Source organism: Salinicoccus jeotgali, assembly GCF_039538805.1.
In the GTDB taxonomy this organism is placed as follows: Bacteria; Bacillota; Bacilli; order Staphylococcales; family Salinicoccaceae; genus Salinicoccus; species Salinicoccus jeotgali.
Genome location: NZ_BAABCK010000001.1, coordinates 1 through 19,863, shown reverse-complemented (window position 1 = coordinate 19,863; position 19,863 = coordinate 1). Strand labels below are relative to the sequence as shown.

General features: G+C 33.9%; 19 protein-coding genes. 18 read left to right on the top strand and 1 reads right to left on the bottom strand.

What is annotated here, in order from left to right; translation table 11 throughout:
* The first annotated feature begins 130 nt into the window (after nt 1-130).
* The 17 genes from ABD734_RS00095 (at nt 131) to ABD734_RS00015 (ending at nt 17,847) form a co-directional block, all read left to right on the top strand.
* Nucleotides 131-550 (top strand): hypothetical protein, encoded by a 420-nt coding sequence (locus ABD734_RS00095; RefSeq protein ID WP_344700583.1) that lies wholly within the window; start codon nt 131-133, stop codon nt 548-550.
* A gap of 177 nt (nt 551-727) precedes the next feature.
* Nucleotides 728-1,519 (top strand): ParA family protein, encoded by a 792-nt coding sequence (locus ABD734_RS00090; RefSeq protein WP_344700582.1) that lies wholly within the window; start codon nt 728-730, stop codon nt 1,517-1,519.
* A 2-nt stretch (nt 1,520-1,521) separates the two neighbouring features.
* Nucleotides 1,522-1,737 carry a hypothetical protein gene (locus tag ABD734_RS00085; RefSeq protein WP_344700581.1) on the top strand — a complete coding sequence of 72 codons (216 nt, stop codon included), beginning with the start codon at nt 1,522-1,524 and terminating at the stop codon, nt 1,735-1,737.
* A gap of 268 nt (nt 1,738-2,005) precedes the next feature.
* Complete coding sequence (locus tag ABD734_RS00080; RefSeq protein WP_344700580.1) at nt 2,006-3,520, top strand: primase C-terminal domain-containing protein; 1,515 nt, start codon at nt 2,006-2,008, stop codon at nt 3,518-3,520.
* A gap of 1,207 nt (nt 3,521-4,727) precedes the next feature.
* Nucleotides 4,728-5,438: a hypothetical protein gene (locus ABD734_RS00075; protein ID WP_344700579.1), complete on the top strand. Its 711-nt coding sequence runs from the start codon at nt 4,728-4,730 to the stop codon at nt 5,436-5,438.
* A 10-nt stretch (nt 5,439-5,448) separates the two neighbouring features.
* Nucleotides 5,449-7,431 (top strand): TraM recognition domain-containing protein, encoded by a 1,983-nt coding sequence (locus ABD734_RS00070; RefSeq protein WP_344700578.1) that lies wholly within the window; start codon nt 5,449-5,451, stop codon nt 7,429-7,431.
* A 33-nt stretch (nt 7,432-7,464) separates the two neighbouring features.
* Complete coding sequence (locus tag ABD734_RS00065; protein WP_344700577.1) at nt 7,465-8,592, top strand: conjugal transfer protein; 1,128 nt, start codon at nt 7,465-7,467, stop codon at nt 8,590-8,592.
* A gap of 39 nt (nt 8,593-8,631) precedes the next feature.
* Nucleotides 8,632-8,850, top strand: a complete 219-nt coding sequence (locus tag ABD734_RS00060) for a hypothetical protein (protein WP_344700576.1) — start codon at nt 8,632-8,634, stop codon at nt 8,848-8,850.
* A 70-nt stretch (nt 8,851-8,920) separates the two neighbouring features.
* Nucleotides 8,921-9,355 (top strand): TcpE family conjugal transfer membrane protein, encoded by a 435-nt coding sequence (locus ABD734_RS00055; protein ID WP_344700575.1) that lies wholly within the window; start codon nt 8,921-8,923, stop codon nt 9,353-9,355.
* The gene (locus ABD734_RS00050; RefSeq protein WP_344700574.1) at nt 9,356-11,836 is read left to right on the top strand and encodes an ATP-binding protein; all 2,481 of its coding nucleotides are present in this window, start codon (nt 9,356-9,358) and stop codon (nt 11,834-11,836) included.
* Nucleotides 11,829-12,170: a hypothetical protein gene (locus tag ABD734_RS00045; protein WP_344700573.1), complete on the top strand. Its 342-nt coding sequence runs from the start codon at nt 11,829-11,831 to the stop codon at nt 12,168-12,170. The genes ABD734_RS00050 and ABD734_RS00045 overlap by 8 nt, the downstream gene beginning before the upstream one ends.
* A gap of 12 nt (nt 12,171-12,182) precedes the next feature.
* Nucleotides 12,183-12,539, top strand: coding sequence for a hypothetical protein (locus ABD734_RS00040; RefSeq protein WP_344700572.1), 357 nt, complete (start codon nt 12,183-12,185; stop codon nt 12,537-12,539).
* Between the two features lie 14 nt (nt 12,540-12,553).
* Nucleotides 12,554-15,115: a CD3337/EF1877 family mobilome membrane protein gene (locus ABD734_RS00035; RefSeq protein WP_425568257.1), complete on the top strand. Its 2,562-nt coding sequence runs from the start codon at nt 12,554-12,556 to the stop codon at nt 15,113-15,115.
* Nucleotides 15,116-15,119: 4 nt separating this feature from the next.
* Nucleotides 15,120-16,400 carry a peptidoglycan DD-metalloendopeptidase family protein gene (locus ABD734_RS00030; protein WP_344700570.1) on the top strand — a complete coding sequence of 427 codons (1,281 nt, stop codon included), beginning with the start codon at nt 15,120-15,122 and terminating at the stop codon, nt 16,398-16,400.
* Between the two features lie 10 nt (nt 16,401-16,410).
* Nucleotides 16,411-16,968, top strand: coding sequence for a hypothetical protein (locus ABD734_RS00025; protein ID WP_344700569.1), 558 nt, complete (start codon nt 16,411-16,413; stop codon nt 16,966-16,968).
* Nucleotides 16,969-16,980: 12 nt separating this feature from the next.
* A complete protein-coding gene (locus ABD734_RS00020; RefSeq protein ID WP_344700568.1) occupies nt 16,981-17,412 on the top strand; it encodes a hypothetical protein in 432 nt (143 codons plus the stop codon).
* 177 nt (nt 17,413-17,589) lie between these two features.
* Nucleotides 17,590-17,847 (top strand): hypothetical protein, encoded by a 258-nt coding sequence (locus ABD734_RS00015; RefSeq protein ID WP_344700567.1) that lies wholly within the window; start codon nt 17,590-17,592, stop codon nt 17,845-17,847.
* A 32-nt stretch (nt 17,848-17,879) separates the two neighbouring features.
* Here ABD734_RS00015 and ABD734_RS00010 read toward each other — a convergent pair whose 3' ends face one another.
* Entirely contained in the window at nt 17,880-18,260 is a 381-nt protein-coding gene (locus ABD734_RS00010; protein ID WP_344700566.1) for a YolD-like family protein, read from the bottom strand.
* 482 nt (nt 18,261-18,742) lie between these two features.
* Between ABD734_RS00010 and ABD734_RS00005 the strand changes: the two genes are divergently transcribed.
* On the top strand, nt 18,743-19,618 hold the full coding sequence (locus ABD734_RS00005; protein WP_344700565.1) for an ArdC family protein: 876 nt from the start codon (nt 18,743-18,745) through the stop codon (nt 19,616-19,618).
* Nucleotides 19,619-19,863 lie beyond the last annotated feature (245 nt).

The window sequence follows — 19,863 nt, the reverse complement described above, 5'->3', positions numbered from 1 at the left end:
ATTTGCTAGTCATATTGCTGTCGCACATGCAAAAGGGAAATTTCATACCTTTTCGGTACAGACTTTCGCCAAGCAAAAGTTTTAAATGCCAAAGTCAAAACCAAAAATCAAAACAGAAAGGAAGATTTGAATGATAAAAATAAAACTTGAAAATCCAGATACGAATGAAAAAAGTGAGTGGTTTGATTTACTAATTGGGAACGGTACAAAGGAGGCTCACGAGCATTTATATAGTACATTGAGAGAGATATATAATAATTATGATGATTGTATTATAACTGACATTGAAAGCGATTGGGCTAGGTTTGATGACTATACAGCGTTAGATGATGTAGTTGATACAGTTAGAGTGCTAGTAACAATGTTTACTGATGAAATGACTATATTTAAGACCCTTTATAAAGAGGGGATTCATGAGCCACTAGATATAGCGAATAAAGTAAGATACCATGATTTCAAATATTATGATGATGTAACTGAAGATGATGAAGTTTGGGAAACGGTGTACTTTGAAAAAGAGAAAGTAACATACGCAATTTTGGAAGTTTAAGATGAAAGTATAATTAACTACTTAATCAATTAATTGATTAAGTAGTTAATTAATGATAAAATGGCTTCATAAGGAGGTTTTAGCTTGTTTAAACTATTACTTGTTTTCGCATATATATTTATAGTAGCACCTATGAAATTTACTAAATGGATATTATCAGTATAAGGAAGTGATAAAATGACGGTTATTTTTTTCGGAAACCATAAGGGCGGAGTAGGGAAAAGCTCACTAACAGAAGTAATGGCATACATTTACTCCGAACATAAAAAATATAAGGTGCTGGCGATAGATACCGACCCACAAACTAATTTAACAGATAAAATATCCAAGACATTTAAGAAAGATATATCGGATTTACCCCAAGAAGAAGATAGGTTTATGGGGGCAATCGAACAAGCAGACCTCACAAAAGCTATAATTAATATCACAGACAACTTAGATTTAATGGTGGGGGATTGGCATTTGGAACGCTTCCACGATTCTATCAGTGGCTTAGATAAACAGGCACGATTCTATTTACTGCATACATTATTAAAAGATATTGCTGATGATTATGATTATGTATTCATAGATACAAGACCCAGCACAGACTTAATGATGAATAATGTAGTATGTGCCAGTGATTATGGGATCATCGCCAGTAAGAGTGAAGAAGATAGTTTTATGAGTTCTGTAAAATACATTGAGTATTTAAAGCGTATGACAGAATATAATCCGGAATTGAATTTGATTGGTATTGTAAACTACCTTGTCAATCCGAGGGGCTATGTAGATAATGAAATTATGGCTCGTTTTAAAGCAGAATTTGATACTCTAGTATTTGATAATAAAATAAAATCGAGTGAAGTAGTAAAGCGATGGGGACTTTATGGAATTACAGAAAACAGACCATATGATAAAAAGATAATGCAGATGTATTATGCTGTTGCAGATGAATTAAATGAAAGAATTAAGGAATTGGAGGAATAATAATGAGCAAAGATAATAGCAATTTGAAAAATATTAATTATGTTGGTAGAGGTAATCAAACTGTTCCAGTAGATAAAAAGAAAAAAGAAAAGAAAGATAGGGTGCTTGTGGTTTATGATGAACAACACAGAATGGTTAAACAAGAAGCCTTTAAAACAGATAGAGAAATGAGAGAAATAACAAGTGAAGCGATTGATTTTTATTTTAAAAATAGATAATTATCTATATAACATTGCAATTGTTTAACAATTGAGTCTATAATGGCAATAACAAAAAAAAGAACGGGATTTACACAGTGCGGGAAACACTCTGTAAATCACAATTATTTGTACTAACCTACAAACAATTGCTGTCCGTTCTTGAAATCATCTTACTTATACAAAGATTATATAGCAAGGCGTAAGAGATTTCAAGAATGGAAATTCAATTTTAAGGGCTAGGTACATTTAATTGTACCTAGCCCTTTTTTAGATTGGAGGAGTAGTCATGCATACATCACAATATATAGAATTTATTATGAAAAATAGTATTAACCAATATGCTGTTAAAAATTCAAAAGTAACCCATATAAAAAATACTGTTGCTCGTCCTGGTAAAGTAGCAGCTACTTTCTCCAAAGAAGATCTATCCAATTATGGAGTGAATGGTGTAATATACGGCTCTATCGAAAAACTGGTTGAAAGTAGTCGCTACATTACCCATTGGACACCTAATCCGTATCGTTATTTAAAATATGATGATAATAAAAGAGTAACCAAGCATACAAAGGACAATATAAAGCAGATTAATACTTTTGTAATAGATATTGATACAGATTACAGCCAAGAGCATTTAACGCAATCTCTCATATCTGCTCATATAGATAATGGCGTACCGTTTCCAAATATGTATGTAAAATCGCCTAACGGCTGGCACTTATACTATGTATTAGATAATCCTTTATATATGAACAGAGAAAAACGTTCTCTGTTTGTCGCTGAAAAGGTACAGAGAAGTATTCTAAGCGCTTTGAATAATTATATTGATATAGATATCCATTGTGTCCCATTTGGTTTCTATCGCTTTCCTACGGTCGATACAGTTAAACATTTTACGAATGAGTATATATCTAAAGATGAATTGATTAATTGGAGTATGTCATATAGTGAGAAAAACAAGCCCGCTTTAGAAGTGGTTTATAGCCGAAATAAGAGCGAGCGTCCAGAATGGGTCAGTACACTACTCAATCTAAAAAATATAAAGCCTAAGAACGGATATAGGGCTTGTCGAAATAATACTATCTTCACGCTGGCACTGTATTTTTATAGTGCAGATGAAAGTTATGAAAAGACATTTAATATTTTAGATGAATTTAATTCTGCTTTAAATATCCCTCTGAATGTTAGTGAATTTAAAGGGATAATTCAGAGTGCTTTCAGTGGTAAATATAAAGCACCTAACAAAGATCATATCCAAAATATTATCGAAACATGGACTAATGAAGAACATGAAATAAGTGCTAATTATTTCAAAACATTCTACAAGCATAAGAAGAAAAGAACAGATAGAGTACGTTCACATTACGAGGAAAGAATACAAGATGTAGTCAATTACTTAGAAGAACATACAGACACAGAAAGTCTATATATTGAGGGAACAATCTCTAATATATTGGCTGAGTTCAACATGCCTAAATCGACGTTTTATGACGTTCTAAACACTCTACAAAATGACAACATTATATATAAGAAAACAGAGGGGAAAGGACGGTACAGTAAAACACGTATTGCTCTTTCCAAAAACATTCTAATGAAGTTCTATATACTTATCCAAAAGAACAAGGTAAAACAAGCTAATTATGTAGCTTATGTGGAGAGTATTGTACCAGCTATATTTGAAGTGAAAGATAATAGTGAATTAGATGTAATGGCTCTTAAATTGATAACCAAACTGATTAAAAAATTAGATAACATACAGCAGATTCAAGACAAAACAATTGCGTACAATAGTCTAATAATTTAATAGTCCGATGTGCCAATACAACCTCTAGTGAGAGAGGGTCATAGTAAACAAGGGATAATTATTAAGAGAATTATATTGTTAGTGCTATTAATATAGTGAGCCTATATGTAAAAAATAAATAAATAAATAATAAGCTAACCACTGTATAAATGTATTCTAATAATAATTCAAATGGGATTCTAATTAGATTCTAAATACTATATATAAGCATGGTATTGTTAAGGTTTTATGTGTTTATATGTTGTGTATTTAATTATTACTTTAATAGATTTTAGTATGGTATATGGTAAGTCCTTATCTGAATATTTATCTCTTATTAGTATTTATTAAGTCAGTTAAAGAGTATCGTTGTTAAGTGTACCAGCTACTATTAATCTGTATAAGTGATCTTTTTAGTTACTATAATTACATTGTCTGTTTCACTTTTACTAAAACTAAATATAATGCCGTTATATAATGGTATTGAATATAATCAAAGTTAATTGTTTTATTCCAACAACATTCTAATTACTTTCCAAAGTGGGGGATAAAGTGGGGGGTAAAGTGTCCCTGTCTGCACTTTTGCAATTATACGGTCTTTAGACGCTGACAACCCTTGCTGGGCGCCCGTTACATAAATATTCGATAGCAACGAGTTGCTATACTCAAACCTTGACCCCTGCATCACTACGTGGTGTGATACAGGGGTCAAGGTTAAAATTTATGTTTTCGGGCGAAATTATGGGTTGTCAGCGTCAGTAAAGAGGAGTAGTATAGCAGTAAGAAAGGAGATTAGTTAGAAAGTAATTAGAAATAATATGGAATTAGATTAGAATGTTGTTGGAAGTTTGAGGGTTGCTGGAGTAAGAGTATGTAATTAAAAGTAATGGTTAAAGAAAGAGGTGAAATATAAGAGAAAGGTATTAAGATCAAGTTCAAGTAAGTAAGGGCAAATGGTAAAAAGAATTAGTGAAATAAGAGATAGTTATGTTTGATTGAAATTGAATTAAGAAGTTAAATGATATTTGAAATAATATAAGAATTGGAGTTGGTAATAGTTTATTAAAAGAAGTGAGTATTTAGATGATTAAAGTTGTAGTTAGGGGGTTGATAGAGGTTGAAGAAGTGGAAAAAAAAGAACAGGCTCTCTAGTGAATAAGAGTAGCCTGTTGGGTGTAGAATATGAGTTCTACTTCTTCAATTATACTAAAAGCTGGGGGAATTAAAAGTGCTAATTCTAGGAGAGAATAAACTAAAGGTATTGAATTTAATCAATCGGTTTGGAGTTATTGGTTATCGGCAGTTGTTTGATTATTTTGAGGGTCAAATCAGTCAAGGTGCAATATATAAAATACTATCCGATTTACATGAAAATGAGTTAATTAAAAAAGGAAACGTAGGACGTATCTTCTATTGCTATATCACACCAAATGCTGAAGCAATCATAGATAAACCAATGTACAATTTTAAAACAGTAAATAAGACTGAAGTTATTCACGATTTAAGAGTAAATGATTTTATTTTAAAACAATATAAAAGTGCAGTCGCAACTGATAAATATAAGTACGTTGATTTTACTACTGAAAGAGAACTAACAGATGAACAATTGATAGAAAGAGAGGATTCTTTTAAATCCAATAACCTTACTCGAAATGTAGAAAAGATAAAGCGGAACATACCCGATGGAATGTTGAATTTGGAAACACAAGATGGTCGATTATTAAGAATAGCGATTGAATATGAATTTACGCAAAAGTCGACTAGAAGATATAAAGAAATACTCGGTCGGTATCAAAAACAATATGATAGAAACGAAATTGCGACCGTAACCTATATTTATAAAGGTAGTCGAGTTCGTCATAAAATTGAGCAAGTTATGAGTGAGAATAACTACAATTTTAATATCACATTCCGCAATGCTGATAACATATTCGATTAGAGGTTTTTAAATGAGAAATCAAAATAATCAATACCAAAGACCCCAAAAAAGTCGAGAAGAGATTGAACAAGGTAATCAACGATTTATGGAAATCGCATTGCCACTGTTGCTGATAATTGTAGTATTCCTCGTTTTACCGTTATTTGTAATAGCCTTGTTCATGTTAATACCATTATCGCTGGTCGGGAAAAAGACTAGGCGTTTAATCGCTCTCACAAGTGCCATAGTATTTGGCTACTTCATCTATAAAGAGCCAAGCCAGTTATTTGGATATTACGGCACATTGCAAGCAAACATTGGATTAGATATTCAATGGATTAATAGTATATTGACTGCTGTATTCAATGAAATACCAACAGCAAATGGTTTTACGTATCTACTCTATGTCATAGGATCAATTGTTGTCGCTTTCCCTTTAGTTGAATACAAGGAGTATAAAAAGCGATTGAGAGTAGATACAAAAGAACAGGAAATAGATAAATTTTATGATTCCGACAAGTATAAAAAGACTAAGGCAAATAGGCTTAAAGCTAACGAGCAATTACAGAAAAAGTGGCGTAAAAATCCGAAAGACAAAATGCTTGTAGGTATTAATGAGCATGGCAATCCAATGTATATGAATTTTAAAGAATTAAATCAACATGCTTTCGTATCAGCTACTACTGGTGGTGGTAAGACTGTACTTTTAATGTCATTTGTTGAATATGCCGTCATGAAGAATTATCCAATACTTTTTATTGATGGCAAAGGGTCAGCAAGTACAGTCAATGAGTTTGAACGTATCAATAATGATTATGGTCGTGATGTAACGGTCTTTGGAGATAACTATAATGTAACCTACAATCCTATCAAATACGGCAATTCACAGGTCATAGTTGATAAGTTACGCCAGCTGGTCGAAACAGAGAGTGTTTATTACTCAAACATAAATGACTTACTCATTCAGAACTTAATCATGTTTATTGATGATTATGGCTTCAAAAGAGATTTAAAGACTTTCGCTTATTATTTAGACAGTGAGAAAGTGAAAGATGTACTAAATAATGATTATGAAAAAAAGACAGTAGAAGTTGAAGTCGAAGAAGAAGATGATGATGAAGTTCAAGAAGATGACGATAATGAGTTTGATTTGCTCGATGGTATCGAAGAAAAACCTACGAAGCAAAAAATCAAACGTACAGAGAAAAGAGAAGTTCGTGAAAAGACAGAACGGTCTAAAAAGTTTTATGAACGATTCTTTACTAATTATGCAGATAGTAAAGAGGGAGAAGAATACTTGTTCATACATGGCTCGTCAGTACGGACAGAAATAATAAAAATTACAGAAAGTGATTTAGGTCATCTATTTGAAGAAACAGAGAACAGCGTGGATTTAATAGATGTATCGAGAAATAAAAAATCAGTTTTTGTTAGTTTTGACGGCACGATATATGAAAAGTTTATAGAGAAAACAGCAAGATTTATGATTTTAGATATAAATTATCTTGTCAGTGTGAGAAATAAACAGCTTGAAGATGTCGGCAATGATCCATTCCTTGCGATATACGATGAATTTGCTGTCTATGCTACTGAAAAGATAATTGATACAGTCAATAAATCTCGTGAAGCAGATTTCCATTGTGTTATATCTACTCAAACGATTCATGATTTAACAGCTATTGATTCAACATTCACAGACCGTATCTTAGCGAATACGAACACTTACTTTGTTGGACAAGTGAATGAAGATACGGAAGTCGATAAATGGACAAAAACGTTTGGTGTATATAAAGACCAAGAAATCACTACTGTTACTGAACGAGGGACTAAATCGAAGTTAAACCGTAAAGAAGAACGTGGCGACAGAGGGACAGCAAGAGGTGTACAGCGATTCCTTATTGAACCGCAACGCCTTAGAAACCTTTCAACAGGTCAGTTTGCTGTTAAGCGGAAAGCAAGCGGTATTGAGGCAGAGCCAGAGATTATATATGCCCGCAATCCTTTGGTTAAGTAGTAGGAGGTGTGAAAAATCAGTCGATTCAAACGAATGATTAACTTTGCTAAAAATCGAGGCAATGAAGAAAATAAAACTCAAAAAGAGCCTAAAAATCCCAAACAAAGTATAAATGGGGAAAGAAAAATAAAGTTAAGTAAGCATATGATTCAAAGGATTGTTAGCTGGGCGATCATATCATTGATTCTATTAAGTATATTTTTCAACGTAGTATTCTTCTCGAAGTACCACAATATCAGCAATGATGTACAGGTACAGAAAGAAGAAATTGAACAAGAATTAAATAAAGTAGAAGAAAACAAAGCATACTCCAGTGATAAAGTAATCCACTTCACGAAAGAATTTTTAAGAGAATATATCTCAATTAGTGAAGATGATGAAACTAGAAATAGCCAGGCACAATTATTGGAAACTTATTTCTATGATGGATTTGATGTAAATACTTTATACAATGTAAATGATTTTAACGGTAGTCGTACTCTAAAAAGTATTGAATACGTTGAAAAATCAGTTGATGAAAAAAACATTATAGATGTTGTTTTTGAAATCACATATGACCTTACCAGCATAGAGAATTTTTCAGATGAAGAAAAAACACAGCTAGAAAGTGAGATAAGGGCAGAAGTTAAAAAAGACGATGATATTAAAGATAAAAAGGTAGATGAAGAAGTCGCTAAACGCATGAAGAAAGAAGAAGAAGAACGTACATCGACAGATGAACATACTACCATGATTAAAGTGCCAATCATGGCGAAAAATAAGGGTTATGCAGTGATAGAAAAGCCGAAAGAAATTGATACAAAATTAGTTGCTGATGTATCAGAAGATGATGTTACAGAACGAGAATATAAAGGCGAGGAACTTACTCAATCAGATATATCAGAGTTTAAGACTACGTTAAATGATTTCTTTACGGCATATGGTAAAGACAATGAGAATGTAAGGTTAATTAGTAACTTTGATGGAGGCATAGGCGAGAAAGAATTAGTGGAATTTAATGTACTAAAAGCCTTCTCCTTTAATGAAAAGGATCAATCAAAAATAACAGCAGTTGTCGATGTGAAGTATCAAGATGAAAACACAAATCTTATTACCACAAATAATTATACAGTTACTCTACTGTATTACGATGATAGGTACATTGTTGATAATATTGAATAGCTTGAAATATATAGGCTTTCATTAAAAGGGGGTGAAATCATGTTTGATGTATCCAATATAGCAGAAAATATTGTGTCCCAAATAGGCTTTATTATCCTAGTTATAATGGCAGTCAGAGCCGTCATATCTTATCTACGCGAGGACTGGATGGGATTCTTCAGCGGTTTAATCATGGGCTTGCTATGTATGATAGTTGTATTCTTCGGGCCACAATTGCAAGAATTGGCAAGAACATGGGGTAACGCACTTTTCGGATAAGTTGAAGTTAAAAGTAGAGGGCAGAAGCGTAGATTCTGTCCTCATTTTTAATAATTAGGAGTGGCTATATATGAAAAATGACGTAAAAATCATGGGGAACAACTATACACAAGAACTAAAATACCCCATTAAAATATATAAGATATTTCAAGGTACCAAGTATGAGATTCAATTTTCAAAGGGGATTGAATTAAAGAAGATTATCACAGGGGTCTTTGCTGTTTTCTTAATGCTTATATTGATGACTATATCAATAAGAATTGGCAGTACAGATACACTTCTATTTATTTTGAATAATTGGCTGATTGTTCTGGTCGCTGGCGTGGCGATCACGTTAATTGTAGTATTCAGCTTGAATTATGATTACAAGCCGATACATGACTATTTTAAAGATAGATACACATTCTATCGCACTCGTCATATATCTTTTGAACATGATATAGAAGTCGATGAAAGTTTTGGAAAACCGATACAATATGAAGCATTTAAAAGGAGTGATGATTGATTGAAAACACTAGAATTTCCATACGTTGATGTTCAAGACAATATGATACTGAACAAAAATAATGAGGTGTGGGGTTTTTATAAACTGGATTACTCCTATCTTAAAATCAATGATGATGAAGATTATTTACGCTATGTCGAGAACACCGCTAATTTTTTAAATAACAAAGATTACAAATGGTCTTTCCATTTGATTCCAAGACCGTCAGACTTTGAAACGCATTTAGATAAGACCATTGAAAAGTTTATTGATGATAGAAAAAGTTCATCTACTTTCGATGAAGTGGGTCGCTTTTATTTAAAAAACTCCGCTAAAGTTTTAACAGATGAAATGTCGAATTATGAGCATGATATTGTATTCTCTGTTCAATTAAACGATAGCGAGTATGAAATCTCTGCTGATTTAATGGAATTGAGTAAACGTTTTGCTGAAAGGGTTTCAAATGATTTACAACGTTTTATCTTCAAAACTGCACAACATAAAAATGAATTTAAAGATGCTAAAAAGTCAGAAGAAGTCTTTTTAGATCATGTCGGATATTTTAAATCATTTAAACCTTTATCTGAAGAACAAATATATAGATATACCTATTATTTTTATCATCGTACAGAGGGAATACCCGAAAAAATTGAAAATAACTACAATGTAACAGAGGGTATTATCACTCAACATACTGGATATATCACAATTGAACATAAAGAGCATACTGAATATATAGCGACTTTACCAATTATTGAAATGCCTGCTTTAATCAATGGCTTTAAATTTATAGATAGTCTTAAAAGCACTTTTAATTTCCCATTAGAAATTAATTTTAAGTATAAATTTAATCCGAAATCAAAAGATGAGGGCTATGTGAGAAAGTATAGAAATCGGCTTAAAAACTTTGATAAGGAAATACAGACAGGCGAACAGATAGACGAGGACGATGTGGTCTCGCTGGCAAGTGAACGCTTAACAGTCCTACTAGATGATATTAAAAAAAATCATACCAATCTAATGTACTTCAATATGAATATTGTAGTATCAGCGCAATCACTGGAAGAACTGAAAAGACGGATAAAAAGTATTGAAGATTACTATAACGGCACTGATTTTAAAATCACACAGCCTAATGTAGACCAATTAATTTTATTCCATACTAATTTATTTGCCACAACAAGCAAATATAATTATTTTGAACAGATTATAGACCCATTTTATTTATCACAGTCTGCAATTGATCTTGATAAAAAGGTTGGTAATAACTACGGATTTCCATTTGGAAAGAACATTACTAACCTAAGATTGAAAGATGTATCTGAAGCTCGTTTTAAGAACAATGGCACTGTCTTTTTATACCCAGCTTTAACAAAGTACGATTTAAAAGGGGCAAGCCATACAAACGGTAATATGCTGATTACTGGCCCACAAGGTAGTGGGAAATCAATGGCTTCAAAATATATGTTTACATGGTCTGCATTTTTCGGAACTAAAATTTTATATGTAGACCCTAAAAACGAGTATGAACGGAATTTTAAAAATGCAGTAGATAAGTTTGGAGAAGATAGTGCGATTGCTCAAATTTATAAAAACATCAACTTTACGCACTTATCAAGCGAAGAACGGTATAGAGGAAGTTTAGACCCACTAATATTTTTGAAAGACGAGGACGAAATCGCATTGCAAACAGCAGAGCAAATCTTCTTGTCGCTGGGGAGTGTTAAGAACGATGATAGGGAGTTATCCAACATCATTACAAGTGCCATCAAGGACGAAATGCAGACACACAAGAAGAAAGCCACGATGACTGGTGCTTTAGAACGTATTAAAGAAGAAGATAACAGTCTAGGCAAGTTTATAGAACGATTTAATACAGGGCTAGGCAAGGTGCTTTTTGGCAAGCCAGACAGCAAGCCGTTAGCTTTCGATAGTCAAATCTCGGTACTCGGTATTCAAGGTATTAATCTAGGCAATGACAACGAAAATACAGGCAGTCAAACGGACGCTGAAAAACTAGGCACTTCAATAATGACAGCCATTTCACGCTATGTATATATTTTCAGTCGAGATGTAAATGAGGACGCTGCGATCTATATAGACGAGGCTTGGATATTAAGAAGTTCAAGACAAGGCGAAGAATTGATTAACGAAACGTTGCGGACAGGTCGCTCTCTAAAAACCGACATCATACTCATTACACAAGCCTTTGATGACTACAATACGGAAACCTTTAAAGAGTTGATAGGCTGTAAAATGTCATTTAAACCAAAATCCAATGAAAGCATTGATTCTTTGCTTGATTTCTTTGGTATTAAACAAAATCAAGAAAACATACAGATGATAGAGTATTTAAAATCTGGTATGTGTCTGTATCAAGACCATAAAGGACGAAACGAGGTCATCGCAGTGGATATTCTATTTGATGATATGTTTACTGCATTTAAGACAACAGACAAAGAGAATACGCTTGTGCAAGCAGAGGAAGATTATTATGGATAAATATAAAACAATCACTTTGATGATAAGTATTATTCTATTAGCCAGTTGTTCAAAAGCCATTCCGTATGGTTATTCAGAAGATGATATAGAAAAAATTAAAGAGGAAAGTTATTCATACTTTCCTCTCTCACTAAAAAATATAAATGATACATCTGATGTGGCAGTAGACAAGATATGTGAAGTCAATACGGAGACACTTACCACTAATAATTATGAGCATGTCTTTATTGCTCAACTTGATGAAGAAACACTCAATGTTGGATTAAACAAAGAAACAAATGAAGTGAATATTTTAGGCGATTTTTCTAATACTGAACAATGCAAAACTTTATAAGGGGTGGAGAAAATGAAGAAGTTAATTGTAGTCCCAGTACTGGCGTTAGTCATGACAGCATGTGGCAGTAATGCCAATCCATACGACATATCAGACGAGACACTAGATAAAGTACAAACAAGAGTGGCTGAATCATTCTTACCAAAATCAATAATAGATGATTATAAGAAAGAAGATATTATCATCACAAATATCTGTAAAGCTGAACATCCACTCGGAAATGAGAATGTGGATTATATATATCAATATAAAACTGATGATGATGAATATGAAAGTGAAATAGGAATTTTTAAAACTGATGATAAAGTTAAAAGATTAGGTCAGTATGAGATAGTCGAAGGCACTTGTGAATCAGTGAATTATCAGTAAGGGAGGTGTAGGAGATTAGATATTTAAAAATCCTTTTCTTAGCTGTTGTCGTGGTATTTCTATCATCAGATACACTCCTTGCTGATACAGGAACTAGTGCTGAAGAAGAATTTGATAGTTACTTCGAGCAACAGGAAGAAACATTCGAGGAAAGACGCTCTAAAGATTACGATGATCTCATGCATTATGAACTCATGTCCCATGCTGATGAAAACTGGTGGGATGTGGCAAGTAAGACAGGAAACAATATTTTAGTTGGTGTACGAGATTTGGCATGGTCAACCTATACAGTGGTGGCAGATGTCATTTCAACAGTTGTCTATCATATGTTCAATGTGGACTTGCTGGAAATGTTAATGCCGAACTTAAATAGCTTTACCAGTAGTACAGCAGGACAAATCATCAACAATCTACTTGTCTTTGGAATGGCATTTGTTGGCGTAACAATCACAATTAGAGGGTTTGTAAAGCAAGATTGGGGCGCATTTTTTAAGATACTGTTACTCACTTTAGTGTCCCTTACATTACTTTTTTCGATACAATCCGAAAAATTTAATTATATCGGATTGGTCAATGGCATATCAAAAGACATTGAAAATACGTTAATTGCCACCCCGCCCTCACTTTTAACAGGTCAAGAGGTTAATTATGGCACACAAGATACAGCCATTAATATGGAAAATAGGATATATAATGCATTACTGCTTCAACCGTATCTCGATTTACAGTATGGAGATACCAGTGTTTCAAGGATAAATGGCGAAAGAGAGGAAGATTATAAAGTCTATGATTATCTTGACGCCAGTCCATTTAATGAGGAAGGACAAGAAACAAGAAGTACAATAGCAGAATATGAATTTGAGGATATGAATAATAACAACGTGAACAGTGCCAACGCCAGTACACAGATTGGGAAAATATTTATGTACTTCATCTCATTATTGGTGCAAGGCTTCATTTATATTGTCCTCGCTGCTATACGGTACATGTTACAGATTGGTATGATAATTGCCCTTGTTATGCTCCCTTTCGTGCTCTTTTTAAGTTTAATATCATCATTTGAAAAAATCATAATTGGATATACACGCAAGGTATTTCAACTGATTCTATATAAAGCCATTCTCGTATTTTATATGATTTTCGTCATGGCGATCATGCAGATTACTTATACGATTCAAAACTACGGCATGATACAAGCCATTGTATTTCAAGTGGTGCTTGCGATTTCAGCAATCATGCTTTATTTCTACCGTAACAGCGCACTGGACACAATCTCTGATTCAAGTAGTATCAATGCTTCAGAAGCAAGTGGACAAGGTTTTGGACGGAGTATGAGCAATATGGGACACCGTATGAAATCGACAGCAACTAGGCAAGCTGGTTTTAAAGACCACAACGCCAAAGACTTTAAAGAAAGCAACCAAAGACAGGGTGCGACGGCTTTCGCAAACAAAGGCGAAACAGAACAATCACAATCAAACTTCCGTAAAAATACAAATCAGACCGACAATCAAGACATGAATACCCAACAAAATAAACGAGATAATGTAACCAGCTTTAGCGACTATCAGAATAAAAAACAGCAACAAGATGAACAGATGAATAAGCAAGAAGATACACTAAAAAATAATCAAACTGAAAACAGTCAACGCCAGTCTGCTGTACAAAGTGATGTAAGAGAAACTGAAAATAATCAACGCCAATCGGATATGAAAGAAAGCGGAAATATCAATGAAGAAACTACTGACATTAACCGCAATAATAATAATGCCCAGCACCAACAATTGAATACAAACCAAAGCGAAAATAGAGAATCTGCCACTTCTTCATATAGGTCAGAACAGACAGCTAAAGATAATCAGATAAATACATCAGAGAATAAAGACACAGCAAACACAGAGCAATACAGCCGTTCCAATATCAGCCACAATGCTCAAAATACCAGTTCAGCTCGCAATGTAGGTAGCAATCAATTTATTAATGATAAACCGCAATCTCAAAACAACAGTAAGCCAAGCCAAAATAGAACAGCAACTGACAGCAATTCAGATACTAAAAATAATCAAGCTAACAAAATCAATACTCCATCGAGTGATAAAGCCAAATCAAACAGAAATCGCAAATTGTCTGCTGTAAGGAACTCAAAAAACTTTGAATCAAAAGAGGGTCGTATTGATAATCGGAAACCGACACAATTAAATAAAAAGTCTGCTGTAAATCGGACAGACACACCATCAAGACAAAGTAATCTAAAGGGCATGGATAAGAGTAATAGTCCGCAACGCAATGCAAAAGTATTAAACCGCAAAAATACGCCACAATCAAACAGCGTAGGACAGACACCAAATCGTGCCAAACACACGCAACAAGGACGGCAAAACCGAAATGTAAAAGGACGAGCCAATGACAGCATTAATGAAATGAATAACCGTATAAAGCCTGTTAAACAGTCAAAGCGTCCTACTCCCCCCAAGCAAGAAGAAAACCATCAGAAAGTGGACGTAAATAAACATGTATCAAATAAATCACAGCGTCAAAAAACATTTGATACATTCAAGAACAAAAGAAAGGAGTAATTAAATGAGTGTAGGCAGTATGTCCAAAGAGTACGTTAAGAAACAAGTTAAGAAAAAAATCAGACGGAAATTGACTCAAACTGTCGGAATAAGAGTATTGATTCCAATATTCTTATTCCTCATTCTCTCCTTTGTTGGGTTGTTACTCATCACTGTTATGATGGGACAAAGCCAAGATGTTCAAGAACATAATATCAGTGAATACAGTGTCAACGGAGGATATGTTGAAAATCCGCTTGCTTCATATTCACTCAATGAGATACCCGAAGAATTTGAAGATATTTATAAAAAAATTGCAGACAAATATAATGTCGATTGGGAGATACTGGCTTCAATCCATCGAGTGGAAACAGTGTTCAGTAGTAATACTTCTGTTTCATCGGCTGGTGCAATCGGTCATACTCAATTCATGAAATGTACATGGGTAGGCTGGGACTATGGCGGGTGCAATGGTACGCTCGGAAATGCTGACGTCCCGAAAGAGGTTTATACAGATCCCGATAAGATTGCACAGTACGGTGGGGAGGGTGTTGATGGCAATGATAATGGCAAAGCCGACCCAATGGAACTATCAGACGCATTGAGTGCTACTGCTAAGAAGTTAGAAAAAGATGGTGTTAATTCCGACACTGAAAGTGCGGTCTTTAGCTATAACCATGATAGTAGCTATGTATCTAATGTTATGGAACACTACAACGCTTATAAAGATAATGCCTCGTTTATAACTGCTGGTATAGATGATATTACTATGCTCGGTAAAGGAGGCGGAGGTAAAGGTATGGTTGTAGGCGATATGGCACTCCCTCTTGATACAGAATTATTTTTAAATCAAATGACTGGTGGTATCGGACATTACAGTGGACACCCCGGATATGATTTCTCTGTACCAATGCGAACGCCTGTATATTCCCTTGTAGATGGCGAAGTCATTGAATCTGTAAAAGATAGACCAAATTACCCTGCTGGGCGTACACTAGCCCAAGCCCTAAGTTCTGATGATTTAGGGAATTATATTAGAATCAGACCGACTAACAGCCCAAATTTAGTAGTAAATTATATGCACTTAAATACAAAAGATAATGCTGGGAATCTTGTAAGTAAAGGCGATAAAGTAAAAAAAGGACAACATATAGGTGCGGTTGGAAATAGCGGTAAAAGTACAGCCCCTCATTTACATTTAGATGTATTGGAAAATAATCATTACAGCATTGATAGTGCCGTCAGATGGTATGACACCTTAGTGAAAGATTATAGAGCAAGCAAAGTAGAAGATAGTGATGGATAAGGGGGATTATATGAGGAAAACAATTGGATTACTGCTCACGCTATCACTACTTACGGCATGTGGGAATGATAACCTTGAACAGCAAGAAAAAGCGACACAGGAAAGTTTAGAAGATACTACTGAATCTGTCGAAAGTAAAGCCGAAGAACGCACTGATGAAAGTGAAGAATCTGCACCGACTAATGAAGCCCCTTATGAATTAGAACAAAATATAAGCCAATTCATTGAAGATATGTACACAAAAAATAAGTTAGAGGACTTTAGGAATTTAGATGAAGTTGTCAGTGATGATTTTAAAGAAAAGATAACTGCTCAATTCTCTGATACCGAGACCAACGAGGGTGGCACACAAGATACAGATATATCCTTACAAGATGTAAAGATATATAAATCGACTTCCGAACGTGATAATGAATATATGTATGTGATTGATATGGAAGTGATTAATCATGATACAAAGGATATTTTAAAGAATCAGCATATCGGTATTATAGATATGGTTGAAGAATCAAGTAACCTTAAAATCAATAATGTAAAAGAAATTAGTAATAAAGAGATTAATGGATAGGAGTGCTGGTCAATGTTTAAGCCCCAAAATGATAAAGGGTTGGAAAGTAATTTAAGTGTAGATGAAAACCTAAAATCGGGAGAAGTTTCAACTCTAGTTATTAGGAATCCTAAAAGCCCATCTGAATCTGAAACCTCCACTTTTCTTTTTAAGTATGAAGAAGATTTATACCATGTTTATGATGATTTAAAAAACATTCCAAGTTTCATCAATCAAATAAATAATGGACTTGTTACAAGCATTAAAAAGGCGTATAAGTACGCTAAAAAACCAAAATATATTATTATCTATTGTCCCCCTGTTCACAACGATCAGCCGTTCACTACGGTCTGGAATGTTAGTAAAAATGACTTTGGATATACAAACTTTAATTTAGAAGAACAGCTAGACGAGGAATTTTTAGATTATGCAAAGAGAGAAAAAAGATTATCTCATGACGTGTAAATTTTTATGCCGAGAAAACTTTTGGTGGGAAAAGCAACCCTGAATAAACTAAAAAGCCGGTAGGCAGATACCGTGAGGTATCAAAAATGCCTACCGACAGCTTTTGGGTTTTTAGGGTTGCCGTTGGTTCACACCAAAAGGAAATTGGAATAAATGGATTATAGGAGGTATTTAATCGTGAGAACAAGACTGCAAAAAGACCTGTATAGGGTAGCATTATTAATTACTGCATTTGAAGATAATTGCATTGAAGATTATACAGTACATTACAATAAATCTTTTCCCTATTTAACAAAATACATTGCTTATTATCCGAATCTAAAAGTAATGGAAAGCAAGAATGGAAGATATATAAAAGAAGAAAATACAGGGGAAAAAATGGATTATAAAACATTTGAGGATTGCGTATATACTCACGTTTACAATTTAATATAAATAAAGAGGACTTGCGATCTGCAAGTCCTCTTTTACATCAGACCATATATATATTTGAATTTAATATAAATCAATTCATTCTCTTTATTTACAATTACCATTTTTGATTTATCATCTATATATTCAATAATACATTCAAGAGCGATTTCATGTCCATTATTCCAGTACCTTATTACTACTGATTTATTTAATTTACTTCTCACTTGCGCTTCAATATACATGAGAGTGTCATTATCAAAGCTGGGTGGATTACATTTAGATTGTTCTTCAATCATATTATCTATTCTTTCATACTGCTCTGGCATTGTTTTAAAGGCTTGCCATTTAATCATACCTCTACCTTGCGGAATATTATTATCCAAGTATTCCACAGGTATCTCACGATAGTCATATCCCTCATAATTACATATCATAATTATCATCTCCTTACTGTTCTATTATACAGAACATATGTTCTGTATAATAGGGCGAATATATTTGTCTTTTAAACGATGATTTAAAAGACGATTTACATATCAACTTAACTATCAATATTTATAGGTATAAATGTCTTTAAACTCATATCGAAATCAAAGTAAATTAAACTCAATATCAAACCCTTTTAAATACAGAGCCATCTGTTTTAATTTTTCATTTAAGATCAATAAATTGACCTTAAATAAAAATTAACTTTGACGGAAAGGGATTAGAAGAAAATGAGAGGACTTGCTGTCAGCAAGTCCTTTTCTATTTAAGGCATTATAAATTTCCTTTTGCTTAGCGACACGTTCGCCACAAAGTGGCTCACTATTAATATGACTAACTCAACATCAGCCCTAAACGTGCGAGTATCTGTACTCTTCGCACGTTTTTTGCGACTGTTTACGGCAATTTGCTAGTCATATTGCTGTCGCACATGCAAAAGGGAAATTTCATACCTTTTCGGTACAGACTTTCGCCAAGCAAAAGTTTTAAATGCCAAAGTCAAAACCAAAACANGTTGGAAGAAGGCACTATACCATGGAACAAGCCATTTAAAAATGGCATTGCGAGAAATTGGAAAACGCAAAAACCATACAGAGGCATTAATGCTTTACTGCTGAATGGTGGAGAGTACGCCACATTCAAACAGATAAAAGAGGGTGGCGGTAAAGTTAAAAAAGGCGAAAAAAGTCAAATCGTTGTATTTTGGAAAATGCTAGATATTGAAGATGAAGAAACAGGACAAGACGCAAGAATCCCAATGCTAAGATATTACAGGGTGTTCCAAGTTGGGAAACAGACAGAAGGCATTGAGCCTAAACAAGAAATAGAAACCTTTGAACATGACCCAATAGAATCTGCTGAACAGTTGGTTGATGATTATATAGGTAAACCGAGAATCACTTTCGAGGAAGGTGGGGCATATTATCAGCCGTTTTTTGACAAAGTAAACGTGCCACCAAAAACAAGTTTCCCAAAAATTCATGAATACTACAGCACACTATTTCATGAATTAGTACACAGTACAGGACATGCAGAAAGGCTGAACAGAGAGGGTGTCAGTCAAATGGATAAGTTCGGCAGTGAACGATACAGCAAGGAGGAACTGGTCGCAGAGATAGGCGCTTCAATGTTATGTGCGGTGGTCGGTATTGAAAATAAAACAATAGATAATTCAGCAAGCTACATTGCTTCATGGTTAAAGGTACTAAAAAACGATAAGACAATGATAATTAAAGCGTCCCAGCAAGCACAGAAAGCATGCGACCACATGCAAGGCATTAAATTTGAAAACAAAGTCACCAGTTAAACTGGTGGCTTTTTCATTTTAAAATCAGTCGGGTTTGCTTAAATCTAATCGCTTTAAGCAACTTTCCAAAAGAAAGCCATTAATACAAGCGATTTTAAAGCAGTTAGTGATGGAGTACCCATGATAATGATACTAACTTGCCTTAAAATCGCCCTAATAGAATCAATCGGGTTTAATTTTTGCATTTAAGATCAATAAATTGACCTTAAATAAAAATTAACTTTGACGGAAAGGGATTAGAAGAA

Coding starts and splice junctions, on each gene's coding strand:
- ABD734_RS00095 (WP_344700583.1), top strand. CDS start 131: ATGATAAAAATAAAACTTGAAAATCCAGATACGAATGAAAAAAGTGAG.
- ABD734_RS00090 (WP_344700582.1), top strand. CDS start 728: ATGACGGTTATTTTTTTCGGAAACCATAAGGGCGGAGTAGGGAAAAGC.
- ABD734_RS00085 (WP_344700581.1), top strand. CDS start 1,522: ATGAGCAAAGATAATAGCAATTTGAAAAATATTAATTATGTTGGTAGA.
- ABD734_RS00080 (WP_344700580.1), top strand. CDS start 2,006: ATGCATACATCACAATATATAGAATTTATTATGAAAAATAGTATTAAC.
- ABD734_RS00070 (WP_344700578.1), top strand. CDS start 5,449: ATGAGAAATCAAAATAATCAATACCAAAGACCCCAAAAAAGTCGAGAA.
- ABD734_RS00065 (WP_344700577.1), top strand. CDS start 7,465: ATGATTAACTTTGCTAAAAATCGAGGCAATGAAGAAAATAAAACTCAA.
- ABD734_RS00060 (WP_344700576.1), top strand. CDS start 8,632: ATGTTTGATGTATCCAATATAGCAGAAAATATTGTGTCCCAAATAGGC.
- ABD734_RS00055 (WP_344700575.1), top strand. CDS start 8,921: ATGAAAAATGACGTAAAAATCATGGGGAACAACTATACACAAGAACTA.
- ABD734_RS00045 (WP_344700573.1), top strand. CDS start 11,829: ATGGATAAATATAAAACAATCACTTTGATGATAAGTATTATTCTATTA.
- ABD734_RS00040 (WP_344700572.1), top strand. CDS start 12,183: ATGAAGAAGTTAATTGTAGTCCCAGTACTGGCGTTAGTCATGACAGCA.
- ABD734_RS00030 (WP_344700570.1), top strand. CDS start 15,120: ATGAGTGTAGGCAGTATGTCCAAAGAGTACGTTAAGAAACAAGTTAAG.
- ABD734_RS00025 (WP_344700569.1), top strand. CDS start 16,411: ATGAGGAAAACAATTGGATTACTGCTCACGCTATCACTACTTACGGCA.
- ABD734_RS00020 (WP_344700568.1), top strand. CDS start 16,981: ATGTTTAAGCCCCAAAATGATAAAGGGTTGGAAAGTAATTTAAGTGTA.
- ABD734_RS00010 (WP_344700566.1), bottom strand. CDS start 18,260: ATGATATGTAATTATGAGGGATATGACTATCGTGAGATACCTGTGGAA.